Source organism: Candidatus Arsenophonus triatominarum (genome assembly GCF_001640365.1).
In the GTDB taxonomy this organism is placed as follows: domain Bacteria; phylum Pseudomonadota; class Gammaproteobacteria; order Enterobacterales; family Enterobacteriaceae; genus Arsenophonus; species Arsenophonus triatominarum.
Genome location: NZ_LWMI01000072.1, coordinates 1 through 13,566 on the forward strand (window position 1 = coordinate 1; position 13,566 = coordinate 13,566).

The 13,566-nt window shown below is 37.6% G+C and carries 16 protein-coding genes and 6 pseudogenes; 11 read left to right on the plus strand and 11 right to left on the minus strand.

Going from position 1 to position 13,566, the window contains the following annotated elements:
• Positions 1-62 precede the first annotated feature (62 nt).
• The 11 genes and pseudogenes from AYJ55_RS23000 to AYJ55_RS23050 form a co-directional block, all read left to right on the plus strand.
• Positions 63-311 (plus strand): hypothetical protein, encoded by a 249-nt coding sequence (locus AYJ55_RS23000; RefSeq protein ID WP_063653611.1) that lies wholly within the window; start codon positions 63-65, stop codon positions 309-311.
• A pseudogene (locus AYJ55_RS34105) lies at positions 308-766 on the plus strand (Sak single strand annealing protein); the annotation flags it as partial. The gene AYJ55_RS23000 and the pseudogene AYJ55_RS34105, both read left to right, overlap by 4 nt.
• A 163-nt stretch (positions 767-929) precedes the next feature.
• Entirely contained in the window at positions 930-1,586 is a 657-nt protein-coding gene (locus AYJ55_RS23005; protein ID WP_063658056.1) for a lambda exonuclease family protein, read from the plus strand.
• Positions 1,538-1,975 carry a single-stranded DNA-binding protein gene (locus AYJ55_RS27430; protein ID WP_074168208.1) on the plus strand — a complete coding sequence of 146 codons (438 nt, stop codon included), beginning with the start codon at positions 1,538-1,540 and terminating at the stop codon, positions 1,973-1,975. The genes AYJ55_RS23005 and AYJ55_RS27430 overlap by 49 nt, the downstream gene beginning before the upstream one ends.
• Before the next feature lie 67 nt (positions 1,976-2,042).
• A complete protein-coding gene (locus tag AYJ55_RS23015; RefSeq protein WP_063658059.1) occupies positions 2,043-2,288 on the plus strand; it encodes a hypothetical protein in 246 nt (81 codons plus the stop codon).
• A gap of 84 nt (positions 2,289-2,372) precedes the next feature.
• Entirely contained in the window at positions 2,373-3,095 is a 723-nt protein-coding gene (locus tag AYJ55_RS23020; protein WP_063657931.1) for a phage antirepressor KilAC domain-containing protein, read from the plus strand.
• Positions 3,096-3,330: 235 nt separating this feature from the next.
• Positions 3,331-3,498, plus strand: coding sequence for a hypothetical protein (locus AYJ55_RS31310; RefSeq protein WP_187153273.1), 168 nt, complete (start codon positions 3,331-3,333; stop codon positions 3,496-3,498).
• A gap of 236 nt (positions 3,499-3,734) precedes the next feature.
• Positions 3,735-3,938: a DUF4224 domain-containing protein gene (locus AYJ55_RS23035; RefSeq protein WP_063657415.1), complete on the plus strand. Its 204-nt coding sequence runs from the start codon at positions 3,735-3,737 to the stop codon at positions 3,936-3,938.
• Positions 3,939-4,454 (plus strand): annotated as a pseudogene (locus AYJ55_RS23040) (site-specific integrase); the annotation flags it as partial. It abuts the gene before it with no gap.
• 97 nt (positions 4,455-4,551) lie between these two features.
• Positions 4,552-5,592, plus strand: coding sequence for an IS481 family transposase (locus tag AYJ55_RS23045; RefSeq protein WP_063654070.1), 1,041 nt, complete (start codon positions 4,552-4,554; stop codon positions 5,590-5,592).
• 57 nt (positions 5,593-5,649) lie between these two features.
• Positions 5,650-6,159, plus strand: a pseudogene (locus tag AYJ55_RS23050) (tyrosine-type recombinase/integrase); the annotation flags it as partial.
• 572 nt (positions 6,160-6,731) lie between these two features.
• Here AYJ55_RS23050 and AYJ55_RS23055 read toward each other — a convergent pair.
• From AYJ55_RS23055 to AYJ55_RS23105, 11 genes and pseudogenes are all read right to left on the minus strand, one after another.
• A complete protein-coding gene (locus tag AYJ55_RS23055; RefSeq protein ID WP_245677546.1) occupies positions 6,732-7,829 on the minus strand; it encodes an acyltransferase family protein in 1,098 nt (365 codons plus the stop codon).
• A 77-nt stretch (positions 7,830-7,906) separates the two neighbouring features.
• A pseudogene (locus AYJ55_RS34110) lies at positions 7,907-9,762 on the minus strand (phage tailspike protein).
• Between the two features lie 7 nt (positions 9,763-9,769).
• Positions 9,770-9,859: a phage tailspike protein gene (locus AYJ55_RS36545; protein ID WP_425393842.1), complete on the minus strand. Its 90-nt coding sequence runs from the start codon at positions 9,857-9,859 to the stop codon at positions 9,770-9,772.
• Between the two features lie 71 nt (positions 9,860-9,930).
• The gene (locus tag AYJ55_RS23065) at positions 9,931-10,191 is read right to left on the minus strand and encodes a hypothetical protein (protein WP_063658067.1); all 261 of its coding nucleotides are present in this window, start codon (positions 10,189-10,191) and stop codon (positions 9,931-9,933) included.
• A 175-nt stretch (positions 10,192-10,366) separates the two neighbouring features.
• Complete coding sequence (locus tag AYJ55_RS23070; RefSeq protein WP_063658069.1) at positions 10,367-10,591, minus strand: hypothetical protein; 225 nt, start codon at positions 10,589-10,591, stop codon at positions 10,367-10,369.
• A 3-nt stretch (positions 10,592-10,594) separates the two neighbouring features.
• The gene (locus tag AYJ55_RS23075) at positions 10,595-10,777 is read right to left on the minus strand and encodes a hypothetical protein (RefSeq protein ID WP_063658071.1); all 183 of its coding nucleotides are present in this window, start codon (positions 10,775-10,777) and stop codon (positions 10,595-10,597) included.
• Between the two features lie 398 nt (positions 10,778-11,175).
• A pseudogene (locus tag AYJ55_RS36550) lies at positions 11,176-12,059 on the minus strand (DNA transfer protein); the annotation flags it as partial.
• 2 nt (positions 12,060-12,061) lie between these two features.
• On the minus strand, positions 12,062-12,442 hold the full coding sequence (locus tag AYJ55_RS23090) for a hypothetical protein (RefSeq protein ID WP_063658076.1): 381 nt from the start codon (positions 12,440-12,442) through the stop codon (positions 12,062-12,064).
• Positions 12,442-12,891, minus strand: a complete 450-nt coding sequence (locus AYJ55_RS34115) for a phage DNA ejection protein (RefSeq protein WP_063658078.1) — start codon at positions 12,889-12,891, stop codon at positions 12,442-12,444. The genes AYJ55_RS23090 and AYJ55_RS34115 overlap by 1 nt, the downstream gene beginning before the upstream one ends.
• 100 nt (positions 12,892-12,991) lie before the next feature.
• Positions 12,992-13,180 carry a DNA transfer protein gene (locus AYJ55_RS34120; protein WP_245677547.1) on the minus strand — a complete coding sequence of 63 codons (189 nt, stop codon included), beginning with the start codon at positions 13,178-13,180 and terminating at the stop codon, positions 12,992-12,994.
• Positions 13,181-13,376: 196 nt separating this feature from the next.
• Positions 13,377-13,566, minus strand: a pseudogene (locus AYJ55_RS23105) (DNA transfer protein); the annotation flags it as partial.

The window sequence follows — 13,566 nt, forward strand, 5'->3', positions numbered from 1 at the left end:
TTATTAGTCGCGGAGATTAAAACCAGAAAAAACAGGATGCTATTTCAGTTCGAGGAGGTCAAATGAACCCTTACGCCATGCAAGATTACTGGTACGAACAACAGCAAGAAATTGCTTATTGGGAAGACAGGCTGGACGACGAAATCAGCGAACTTGTCCAGCCTGTTTATGACTGCCTACCTTCCTCAGTGATGCGAAAACTCAGTATTGAGGATTTTGACGATATCTGGAAGGCGCTGTTTAACCATTTCAAAAATGAGAACATCCATCAGTACAAAGCACTTCGAGCACCTAAGAGGAAATATCTATGAGCGAAACACAACATACCGAAAAAGAGAGAAGTTTTCAACAACAGGTTTGGGAAACGCTGTCGGTGATTAATGTTAACGATAAAGTTGAAAAGAAAAACGGCCTTTCTTATCTCTCATGGGCTTGGGCATGGGGCGTATTAATGGCACATTATCCAGAATCCTACTATGTCATTGATGCCATTAGCTATAACAATGATGGCAGTGCGATGGTGTCGTTAACACTCACGGTTAAACAAGGAAATAATGAGTTTCCCCGAAAAATGTGGTTACCCGTTATGGATTACCGGAATCAGGCTATTTCTAACCCTAATGCCGTTGATATCAATAAAACGCTCATGCGCTGTCTCACCAAGGCTATTTCAATGTTTGGATTAGGATTTTATATCTATGCCGGAGAAGACTTGCCTGAACAGGAAAAAATTGTAATACAGAAAGAAGCCGCACAACAAAAAGCCCGTTACGAACAATTAATCCAGGAATTAGAAACATCAGCAAAAGGCGGTATTGAATCAATGAAATCCCATTGGCTGAAATTAACACCAGAAGAGACGGATATCATTGGCGAAGAAAATAAAATGGCTATTTATCGCAATATTGCAATGAAAAACGAGGCTAATCATGAAGCAGAAAACGGACGAATGGTTTCAGGCAAGACTTGGGAAAGTCACCGCCAGCAATTTACACAAGGTGTTATCCAAAGGCAGGGGAACAACGCAACGAAACTACCTCATGCAATTAGTTTGTGAAACCCTTACCGGACGACGAGAAGAAATTAAAACCAATCAGGCCATTGAACGGGGCATTGCCCTTGAACCACAAGCTAGAGCGCGATATTGCCTCAATGAGTTTGATGTCACGGTCACCGAAGTGGGCTTTATCCCCCACCCGTCTATTGCGCTATTTGGGGCAAGTCCTGATGGTTTGGTTAATGATGATGGACTTATCGAAATCAAATGCCCCAACACCACTACCCACATTGAAACCATTGTCACAGGAAAACCGAAATACGAATACCTGTTACAAATGCACGGACAAATGATGTGCACAGGGAGAAACTGGTGCGATTTTGTCAGCTATGATGACAGGCTTCCCCCTAACCTTGCTTACTACAAAATCCGAATTATCAAGGATGACAATTTAATTAACGAGATTGAACAGGCTGTTCAAGCATTTATCGAAAAGCTGAAATCAGAAATCAACAAAATTAATCAAAAAGTGGAGACATCATGGCAAACCAAAACCAGTGTAATTTTACCGGACGCATCGGACATATAGAAACCCGATACACACCAGACAATTTTCCCATCACCCATCTTTCACTCGCAGTAAGTAAATCAAAAAAAGATAAAACAGGAAACAGGATAAATCAAACTACATGGGTTAGGTGCGTATTGTTTGGAGAAAAAGCAGATTACGCCAATAAAGTTATACAAAAAGGCTATTTTGTCCGTATTTCTGCAAATTTTCAAGAACAAAAGTGGACAGACAAAACGGGAAATGAAAGGGCTTCATCGCAGTTTCTTGTCAACGAAATTGAAATATTGGACAACCGGAAAGAGAAGAAACAACAGGAAAGCCAAGCTAGACCGAATGTGCCAACCACTAACCAGCCAGACAGTAACACAATTATCGAGCCCGATTTTGATGATTCTATCCCCTTTTAGTCACAGGAGACCCACCATGTGGATTTTAATTTTAGCCATGTACACTAATTATATCGGAGGTTAAGCAATGAAACTTAACATCATCAAATTATTAATCACGACATTAGTATTTATCAGCGCGGCATTTGCTTTCGAACTGATAGTTGGACATCTTGCGCACGCTGATGCCGTCATTGACCCACAAATCAGGTTTAAACGTGGCGAATTAGGCAATATCCATTTAGGCGGGCAAGAGCTACTGGTTATCAGCATCATGATAGTGCCTGCACTCTTTGTCTATTTGGGGGTATTCCTTGATACCTTGAAGAAATAGTTGCAAAACAAGAAGTCATTACCCCACCTAGCTTATTCCACTTAATCAATGCTCATTCATCAATTAACTTTGAGGAATTACGATATGCAAAATTTAATCAATATTGAAACAAAAAATATCAATGGTGAATTAATCCAGACAGTTAATGCACGTGATTTACATGCGTTTTTAGGGGTAAAAAACCATTTTAAAGATTGGATAAAAGGTCGCATTGAAAAATATGGATTCATTGAAAATGAGGACTTCGTGACTTTTGCGGAAAAAACCGCAAAAGGTAGACCGTCTATAGAATGTGCAATCTCTATCAACATGGCGAAAGAGTTATCCATGGTTGAGCGCAACGAAAAAGGGAAACAGGCAAGACTTTACTTTATTGAATGTGAAAGAAAAGCATTAGAAGCCGTTAGTCCGGTTAAGATATTAAATGACCCATCAGCGATGAGAGGATTGTTGCTTAATTACACAGAAAAAGTTATTGCGCTTGAACACAAAGTCGATGAGATGAAACCGCAAGTTGAAGCACTAAAACGAATCAGCTATTCAGAAGGCTCGTTTTGTATTACTGATGCGGCAAAATCACTCCAAATGAAACCCAAAGCACTTTTTTCATGGTTACAAGGACATGATTGGATTTATCGGCGTGTTGGTGGAAAAAGTTGGGTTGGCTATCAGGATAAAATCAAGCAGGATTTAATCGAGCATAAAGTGACTGTCGTTGCTAGAAATGACGGTTCGGAAAAGTTAACTGAACAGGTAAGAATTACGCCAAAAGGACTTGGAAAATTATCCGTTCTTATTAGTGAATAATACCAAGCAAAAAAAAGACCAGCGCAAGGCTGGCCAACACCAGGTAAAATGTTACTGTTAACAAACACACAACGTTAACAATACTACCATAAATAACCTTATAAAAATTAATGTTTTGATCAACATTTACATTTATGTAATCAATAACCCGAGTAATCCTATGAATAACATCCATGAATACCGAACAACGTTACATCATGTCAAAGCAGGGATGCAGGTTATTTATCATTGTGAGGTGATGAAAATAATTAGATTGAAGGAAAAAAAATTAACAAACAAAGGATTGATATATCAATTCGATACCGATGGAGAAAGCGGAATATTAACCGGAAATGGCGGTAATAAAATCACTGTCTTAGAAAAAATAGACGACTTACATAAAAGTAAAAGCTGGTATATTTAACAGGAGATGAAGTGAAGTATGACCTGATACTCGCAGACCCACCTTGGCAATACCAAAAAAAGCATCAAACAACGCAGCAAATAAATCCTAATACTCTACCCCACAAATTATATCCCTAACCTAACAAAAGACGAAGATAACCATTCATGGCTTCGCTATTGATTTTTGTGGGGCAATGAAGCGCCTGAAAATAGTGTGAGTTTTTAAATGAGGACATAAACGTGAATAATAATTCTATGTTCATTACAGATGAACAGATGAAAGAACTAACAGGTTACCAAAAACCATCCAAACAATGCAAAGTTTTAGAAGAAGCGGGAATCTTTTTCATTAAGCGGCCTGATGGTCGACCCAAAACGACATGGGAACATTTCAATAAACGACTTTCAAAAGCAACGGGTATTAACTTTGCTGAAAAACCAGATTTCGGAGCAATCTAAATGGCTAGAAAAAGAAAAAATCCGGCTGATAATTGGATGCCTTCAAGAGTGAGAAGAGGAAAATCAGCATTTGAGTTTTTGACTCCAGATGGAAGGACAATTCGATTATGTGATTTTTCTTTTACTCAAGCCGAGGTGTGGGTTGCATACGAAAAATTATTGCTATCATACAAAAATGAAGAAACACTTGCAGCTTTATTTAATGCATTTTTCAATTCCCCTGACTTTCTTAATTTATCAGGTGAAACGCAAAAAGATTATAGGAAATATGCCAATAAGTTAATGCCTGTGTTTGGAAAAATGTTACCTGACAATATAAAGCCAGAACACATTCGTAAGTATATGGACAAAAGAGGTCTAAAGAGTAAAACTCAGGCTAACAGAGAAAAGACATTATTGTCACGTGTTTTTGGGTGGGGCTATGAGCGAGGATTAGTCAAAATAAACCCATGTAAGGGAGTAAGGCAATTCAAAGAAAAAGCTAGAGATCGCTACATTAGCGACAAAGAATATAATGTGTATTAGTCTTAACTTAATCCGACAATTCTGATTTAAAAAAGAGCGTTACCGGTTTTAATTAACATCATTAGATAATTAAATAAAAGGTAATTCTATGTATCAAACAAATAATCCTATCATCAAACATAAAGTCGGGTTACTTAACCTCGCTGAAGAGCTTAATAACGTCTCAAAAGCCTGTAAGATTATGGGGGTATCCCGAGATACGTTTTATCGCTACCAGGAACTTGTTAACGATGGTGGGATAGACGCTTTAATTAATCAAAATCGACGGGTGCCTAACGTAAAAAATAGAGTAGATGAACAGATTGAAAGCGCTGTAGTCGAGTATGCGATTGAATACCCTGCACACGGTCAACACCGCAGTAGTAATGAACTAAGAAAAAAAGGCATTTTTGTTTCGGGGAGTGGCGTTCGCTCTATTTGGCTGCGCCATAATCTCGAAAATTTTACAAAACGCCTAAAAGCGCTTGAAGATAAAATCGCAACAGAAGGAATTATCCTGTCAGAATCACAAATCAGTGCTCTAGAAAAGAAAGCGCAAGATGATGAAGCCTGTGGTGAGATTGAAACAGCGCATCCAGGTTATCTGGGTTCACAAGATACTTTTTATGTCGGTCATTTAAAAGGCGTTGGTCGTGTTTATCAACAAACTTACATTGATACTTACAGTAAAGTCGTTCATTGTAAGCTTTACACAACAAAAAGCGCGATAACGGCGGCAGATTTATTAAATGACAAGGTTCTCCCTTTTTATTCCCAGCATGGGTTACCGGTGTTACGTATACTGACGGACAGAGGCAGTGAGTATTGTGGTAAAGTTGAACATCACGATTATCAACTTTATCTCGCTATCAATGATATTGATCATACAAAAACTAAAGCTCGTTCACCTCAAACTAATGGGATTTGTGAACGCTTTCATAAAACTGTATTACAAGAGTTCTATCAGGTGGCTTTTCGTAAGAAAATCTATAGGGCTTTAAATGAATTACAAGCTGATTTAGATAAATGGTTAGCGGAATATAATAACCAACGCACTCATCAAGGAAAAATGTGTTGCGGTCGAACTCCTATGGCAACTTTACACGATGGAAAACAACTTTGGAGAGAGAAAGATTTAAATCAAATTTAACCTGACAGGTACTGTATAAATAACCGGTAACTGTCAGATTAAGTCTGAGCTACTACATATAATGCACTTTATTCTATATCACCAATTGTAGTAAAAATTGCGATGGAGCTTGCCTATCTTTGCCTTGCTAGGCAAGCAGATATTTTATCTTTAACTTATTCTCAGCTATCTAATGACGGCATATTTATTAAGCAAGGTAAAACAGGGATCGCACAGATAAAAGCATGGACAGATCGTTTACATGCAGCCATAGAGTTAAGTCATACTTTACCTTTAGACAAAGGAATTAGCAGTATATATGTTCTGCATCAACAAAGTGGATCTGGGTACACTCGTGATGGTTTCAATAGCCGATGGAGGAAAGCAAAAGAAGAAGCCAAAATTAAATTTCCACACTTAAACTTTGATTTTACTTTTCACGATTTAAAAGCAAAAGGTGTTTCAGATCTTGATGGTTCTTTATCTGAAAAACAAACAATATCTGGTCATAAAAACATTTCTCAAACCGCAAGATACGATAGAAAAATTAATGTTGTCCCTGTTGTTGGAGGTCAGAAAAAGCAATGATTAAATCAAAAATATAGTGAAATTATATAGCGAAAATATAGTGAAACGTGATTTTAGTCACAAAAATTTACTCTTAAGAGACTAAGTTTTCACCACTTAACTTATTGATAAACATTGGAAAATTTCATGGTGCCCAGGGCGGGACTTGAACCCGCACAGCCTTAAGGCTGAGGGATTTTAAATAAGTATATTTTTGTTTATAAATCAATATATTACGTTTATTTTCAGAACATAACGCGAATATAAGTAGTAATAAAAACAATTAAATAGGTAGACAATTTGATTTATCTTCTGAAAGAAATAGTCAATAAATTTAAGTTACTTTTTATCCCTTGGTAAGAAAATTTATTTGTCACCCATTTAATTTATCCAACCAAAACACCCTACCATTCTTTAACTACGGAGATATATTTATGTCTAAATTAATCACAATTCAAAATAATCAATTACTCGTTTAGCCTATCTCACATATAACCACTAACATGCAACTAACAACTAATAGTTAACAACTTGCTTCAACGCTGCTAATATGATGGCCCTTGATTGGGGCTAGTTAGCTTTAACTATTGTATTTAACTTCTATTTTTTTGAATAAGCATGTTAACAACTCGACGACCAAAATTAACACTCGGTTTCTCGATTAGGTTATAAGTGCTATAAGACATAACAAAGGTGAGTATAAACAAAATTATAAAAAGTGTGACTCCTCCATTATTATTATAAATTCCCAAATCCCTGAGATAAATTCCACTTAATTTTTTTACCACCATGTGATTAATATAAAGAGAGTATGACATCTCCCCCATCATAAGCCAGAATTTTCCAAAATTAATCTCTTTATTCTTACAAAGAAGAATAAGCGATCCAACCAATGCAAATGAATATAACCCTCCTAGTCCGGATCCTCGATTATATCCAGAAATTATTAGTACAACGGAAACCCAAAATATGCTTACCATAGCAATATTAAAAATAATATTATTCGATATTCTTTCATTAACACGAACGTAAAACTCAGCTATGATCATCCCATAAATAAACTCATATAGGATTGGATTAGAAAGAAAAGTTAAATTTCTAACGATATTATTGTTATCGATGTCTCTAGTTATTGGATCTAATTGTAGAAAACCACGAAAATACATCTGTGCGGTACATACAATAATAATTATCATAAAGATGCAGATTGTTGTCCGACGCTTATGACTCATAAATATTGCAGCAGCAAATATAGCATAAAAAATAACCTCATACGTGAGTGTCCATGCGGGTATATTGATGCTATATCCATACCATGGACCAATAAAGTTATAGTCATTGGGTATATAAATAAAACTTTTAATTATTTGCGAGGCAGTATAATTTTGATTGATGTTAAAAATAATTAGTAATAACAATACAAAACAATATACAGGATAAAGTTTAAAAAATCTCTTAAGAGAAAATTCTAAAGTTGTATTGTTTTTTTTATTTATTGATGAGTAAACTATGACAAATCCACTAATAACAAAAAATATATCAACACCTACTTCACCTAATCCGAATAATCTATCACCAATATCAACTTGTAAATAGACGTTATTCAGATATTGCCTAAAATGAAAAGCGATGACTAATAATACAGATATCCCCCTAAGAAACTGAATAGCATCTAATTTTTTATTGTTCATAACAATATCCATAAATTATAACGGATTATATATGACATAAAAATTATTTAATCACCACGGATTCATTAATAACTCATTTACTTATTAATTTCTAAGATTAATTTATATGAAACTGAAAATCCAACTGAATTTATTGGCGTTTGTAAAACTATTTGTGAATCAGTGTTAGATACTACACCTATTGGAGCTGCATTTGTAGCTTGTGATTGACTAGAAATCACAGTGTGAACATCAAAATCAATGATTTTAAATCCTTCGGGGGCGTCTATGGATACTCGTCCATCTGGGTTAACGGGTTTAAGTTTCCAACCTTTCATAATACACATTCCTTTGCCTAAGTATCTGTATGCTGTACCCGAATCAGGCAAAAAGCAGGGCTCTAAATATTTATCATTAATTACGTCTATATTCACCCAATTATTTGGTGATAGTCTTCGAATATCGCCAGTATAAATACCTGTATTAAAGAAAAGTACCCCACTAGATGAATCTTGATAACTAAGATATGCCGAATTGAAGACCTCCCTTGATGCATCCATTTTTAAATTTTTGACAGTTAATCGTCCATGAGACATAGAATAAAACAATGAATTATTACCAGATGGAATTGTTAATGGCTGTTCATTACCTGTAAGTAATGACATCGAATGCCAGGGGCCATTTTTCCCCGTTGAATTAACTATATCTTTTTGCTGTGCAAATGACTCTGATATCTCAAGAGCAGCATTTTGCAAGAGTACGTGAATTCCTTCCCATGCTTCAATTCCTAACCTCATGTTATTACCATCACCATTCAACATTGTCACCGCAATTGCTGTCTCGTTTGTACTATCATAGTTCCCCTGACCTACAACTGCTCCCTCAATATAGCCAGTAAATTCAGAATAACCACAACTTCTCAATACAAGGCCAAAAGGACACGCATCAATTTCTACTCGCAAATTAAAACTTGTATTTCTATTATTTGGAGGAGAAAGATTCTCAGGCGTTGGTGTCACGGGATCTGCATAAAAACCCTTATGACATGAGTCTATGCGAATTGTACCTTTTGTTCCCCAGCATGAATATCCAAATACCCCATACTCACAGTCATTGACGGTAACGTCTATTTCAGCCTTAATAGCATAATTAAGATGTAATCCGATTCTGCCAGTACTCTTAGTGGGAGATCTTCTTGGTAATCCATACGTAAGCTTAAATCCTTTGAAAACCACTCCGCGTATAAATTCATCTGCACTACCTGCTGTTGTAGCGTTCATTACTCTTACGAAGCAGTCTTGTCCGAATGGCGGTGAGACGACATTAATGGTACGCTTTATTGTTGTGCCTCCAGAGTCAGTTTGTGGGTTGATTCCAGCTTTCCATTTTGAATTTACACCTATGCTTAAATAGTCGAATTTAAAATGATATTGAGCATATGAAGGACAATTAACTTCTGTCTTCCCTCTAGCATAATTCTCTGCTGCTTGGCATGCCGCCCAGTCAATGGTTTGATCTAATGAAGTTACGTGAGGGTAAACCGTTTGTGCTTCTTTTAATGTCTTAAATCGCTCAGATAGCGGGTGGACATTACCATCACCAATCGCACCAAATTGTTCAGGCGTAACATAATGCAACATCTGTTGCAGATTACCCGATGGCTGGACACCTATCATTGATGCACCATCGGGTTGTTTAAGCTTACCTTTAAATTGGTCAGGATCGTACTTTAGAATATTTGGAAAATAGAATTGTTGCGCACCATGGCTGTCATACACAACCATTGAATGACCTTCTACTGTGACAAACTTGGCAATTTGACCATTGTAAACTGGATAGCCGGCTTGATTGATGATAATAGGTTGTGCAACAGGGACATGTGATCCGTCTTCATTCTCAAGATATACCTGAATCTGGTTCTCTGGGATGGTGGATCCCTATCGATTTTACCGATGTAAACCTTACCATTGCTTGCAGCAGCAAAACTTTCTTCTTAAGGTGAATAATTGGCTTGGCATACTCACGACAACATTAGGCATAATATCTGACATTTTTTCTCCAGATAGAAATGAGGTGTATATTTATTAAATAATGGGATTTATAAAACTTTTAGATAGGATTGTTATTCGTTGTTGTTACTTTTTGTCATTCCACTCATCGTAGCAACAAACCCAAGTCTGGCCATTTGCTGGAACTCTTCACGACTCAGCGTATCACGAAGTACTCTCATTACGGCTTTATTTTTAACAAAGCGTCTTTCAGCAGCTTCAATGGCTGATTGACTCGCTCCAGCATTAACCGCTTTAGTTGCTTCCTGAATAGCTTTCTCTATTGCATATCTGCCACTACGTTTACTGGCTAAATTGGCAATACCAGAATACAAAGCAGAACTCGCTAAAGAACCTAATACAGAACCAGTTACTCCAGCTCCTGCATAGCCAGCAATAGCCCCAACCGCTTTATTCTTGAGTGGGTCAGAAATAATTTGTAATATTTTTGGTAATTCACCATGAGCGTTTTCAGGACGGGAACTGATCTTCCTGTATGTTCAATGCTTCTTAAAGGTTTGACGCCGCTTTTGCTAATAAGCCATAAGCTTCTGTCAGTCTTCCAAGATCGGGTGAATATTGTCTAATCACATTAATGTTTTGTGGTGTAAGTATTGAAGCAATATGTGAAATTCCCGCGCCTTCTGATTTACCCCCTCTCAACACTTGTGATGCTGCATCCTGCAATATTGATGCTATCGTTGGTTCATGTTCATCCTTTGGAACAGATTTCATTATTTATGAAAATCTTTTAAACCTTTTTTCGATGAGCTTTGTAATGCAGAACGCCTTTTGTGATAGCGCATCATTTGATAGGTCTCTTCCAAAAATAGCTTCAGCATCTTTTTGGGCGGTTATTCTTGCCTTAGATAATTCATTAGCTTTCGTCCAGTCTTCAAGAAAACCACCCTGTTGTGCCAATTTTCTGCATATCTTGTGTTATGGCTTGTCTAACTTCTCCAGCACGTCTGGCCGCATTTGCTTCACCTCTACGGCCTATATTTTTCTGCTGCATCAGAAAATTTAGCTCTCCATGCTTTCATGCCATCAAACGTAATTCCCCCTTTTTTATAAGCAGAAACAAATTGCTTCATTTCAGATGATAAAGGAACGCCAGCAGAATTTTCAGCTTGAACAACCGCATTGGCATTAGCCATTTTCATCTTTTGATTTGGCATTGTAGATCTAACATTATTCCAGGCTTTCCACTCTGCCTCTCTCATTTCATCTAGATTTGATATGACTCTTCCTTTAATCGCTGCGCTTTTTTCTGATGCCGTTCCAGATTCTGCACCTAATTCCTCTAAGTTTTTGTTCAACTTGCTTTTTATTTCATCAAATGCTTTCATGTGAGCATCTTGCACAATTCCTGGTGTTGAAGATAAAACTCCTTCAGTTTGCGCAATGCCTGTACTACCTGAACGCATACCTGGCGTTAAAGCATTAATGTCAATACCCGTAACATCAGCTGCTTTAGCAACATCCGGATCTATTTTGGCGGCTTGTTCTGCTATTGATTCTCGTCCTGCTTCAGATCTGGCTAATTGTACAATATCATTTGCCGTGTTAATTTCAGTTGATGCTGGTGATGCTGTACGTTGCACAACTGCATTATAAGCTTTACCTAATAGCGGAGTAATCGCTCTCGTTAATCCACTACCAGCAACCCCAATACCCAAATCAGTCGCTAAATTTTGGCCATTATCGCGCTGACTATTCTGTGCTAATGCCCCTACACTATTTTCAGCCACCATATCCGCTAATTTAGTTGCACCACGCTCCAGTCTTCCCGCGTTGGTAACAGAACCTAATGCGGCTGCTGTTCTTTCTGCGCCAACACCAGGAATAAGATAAGCCCAATTTCAGCACCCAATTTGGCATATGATCTTGTGGTTTTAAATTATCAGGTAACTCTAATCGCTGTGTTGGTATAAGTACCATCGCCAATTCCTAACTGATTACCCGCCCACGAAGCTCCTGACATAAAAGCATCGGCAATTTCAGGGATAATATTCGCTACATTAACACCTGTTTGCAAAAGTCCTTTTCCTGCCTCAGTAATAGGATTACTATCTTGGTTTTGAGTAGATCGTCTTTGTTGAATTAATCCAGCAATTCGTTGAGCGCCAGTCTTATCGCCTGCTGAATCCGCATTTCTTAATGCAGTAAAAAGCTGTTCTTCTGAATAATCATTGATAGCCATGATTACCTCGATAAATATTTATTTAATAATTCATCATCTGAAATATTTGAACTATCAACATTCATCTTTTCGTTAGGCTCATCTTGCTTAAAATCCGGGTAAATTTGCTTGAAGTTAGCATTCAGCCTATTTTTGCTAGTATTTGCGTTTTTTATAATATTCTGCAATGTTTTTCTGAGCGCTTCTGGCGACTGTTTTTCACTCAAATTACCCAGTGAATTCTGCAATGAACCAAATTCTCGGTTAGTGGTATTCCCTAATCCAGCGGCACCATTGGCTGACAATTCTTTCATTGAGCTTAATGTTTGCAGTCCTATTTGATCTTTCAAATTGCTAATCTGTGCCGCTAAATCTGCTCTGACAGTACCAGGAATATTTGGCATTATACTTCCTGCCCCAACCGTCCATTCCAGATAGGGATTATCCAATATACTTTGCGCTTGTTGTGCCAATCTGTCTGCGTTGTCATTAATTGTATCAATGCGTTTTCTATCATTAATCGGGGCGACACGTTTTTTTTCAGTTGCTTCATCATCTTTTGTTGATTAGCCGCAATTTGTTGCTCTAATGCTTGTTTTCGCAATTCGTTAGTCGAATTTTGTGCTTGTCGATCAAGTTTCTTGTTCTCAAGTTCTGCTCTTTTTATCTCTCTATCCAAGGCTGCATTTTGCGCAGAAATATTTTGACTTCTCATTGTTAAAGACTCACCTGCTCGGTTGCTGCGTTCTGTTTCAGCAAGTTTACCTCTGTCAATGTCACGACCTTCTTGTTTATCTTGAATATCAAAATATTTTTCTGGACCCAATGCATGCATACCAATTAAATCAGTCATCTGATCAAACTGTTTTGGTCTTGCTTGTAGGATAAAAATGCTTCTTCTGGTGATAATCCCATCTGATTTAATATCGGTGCATTTTTCTGTAATGATGACATCAGTGATTGATCACCACTTTTTGCAGCAAGACGCAAATCCATGGCTGCTTGTCCATAACCTGATTTCTGTCCTGGTCAATAAAACCCATCCCTTTTTGAATGCGTTCAATTTGTTCAGGATGAGCCACAGCAAGTTGCTTCATTGCGTCGCGATCATTAGCCGCATAAGCCGCACCGAAAGATTTCATAAAATCCGCTTCTGATTGCTTTTTCTCTTGCCTGCAAATTGTCATAAATTGAACCTATACCCTGTGCAAGCATAACACCCGTATTAGGACGTTCAGCATATTTGGTACTGCTGGCAATCCTAGCCCTCCGCAGTTTGATTCGATATTTGCATACTGGGTAATCCAGCAAGTTGAAACGCCGCCATAGAAACTCCAATTAAAATAAACTACCCAGTGCACCTAAACCACCACCAATTACAGCTCCCCATGGTCCGCTAATACTTGCGCCTGTTGCAGCTCCTGCCATGCCACCACCTAATGCTCTCTGCCATCCAGAAGGGCTACTTGCCGAAGCCGCATTTGCTGCTCCAATTGTCTGTAATAATTGACCGACATTATTAGCGTAA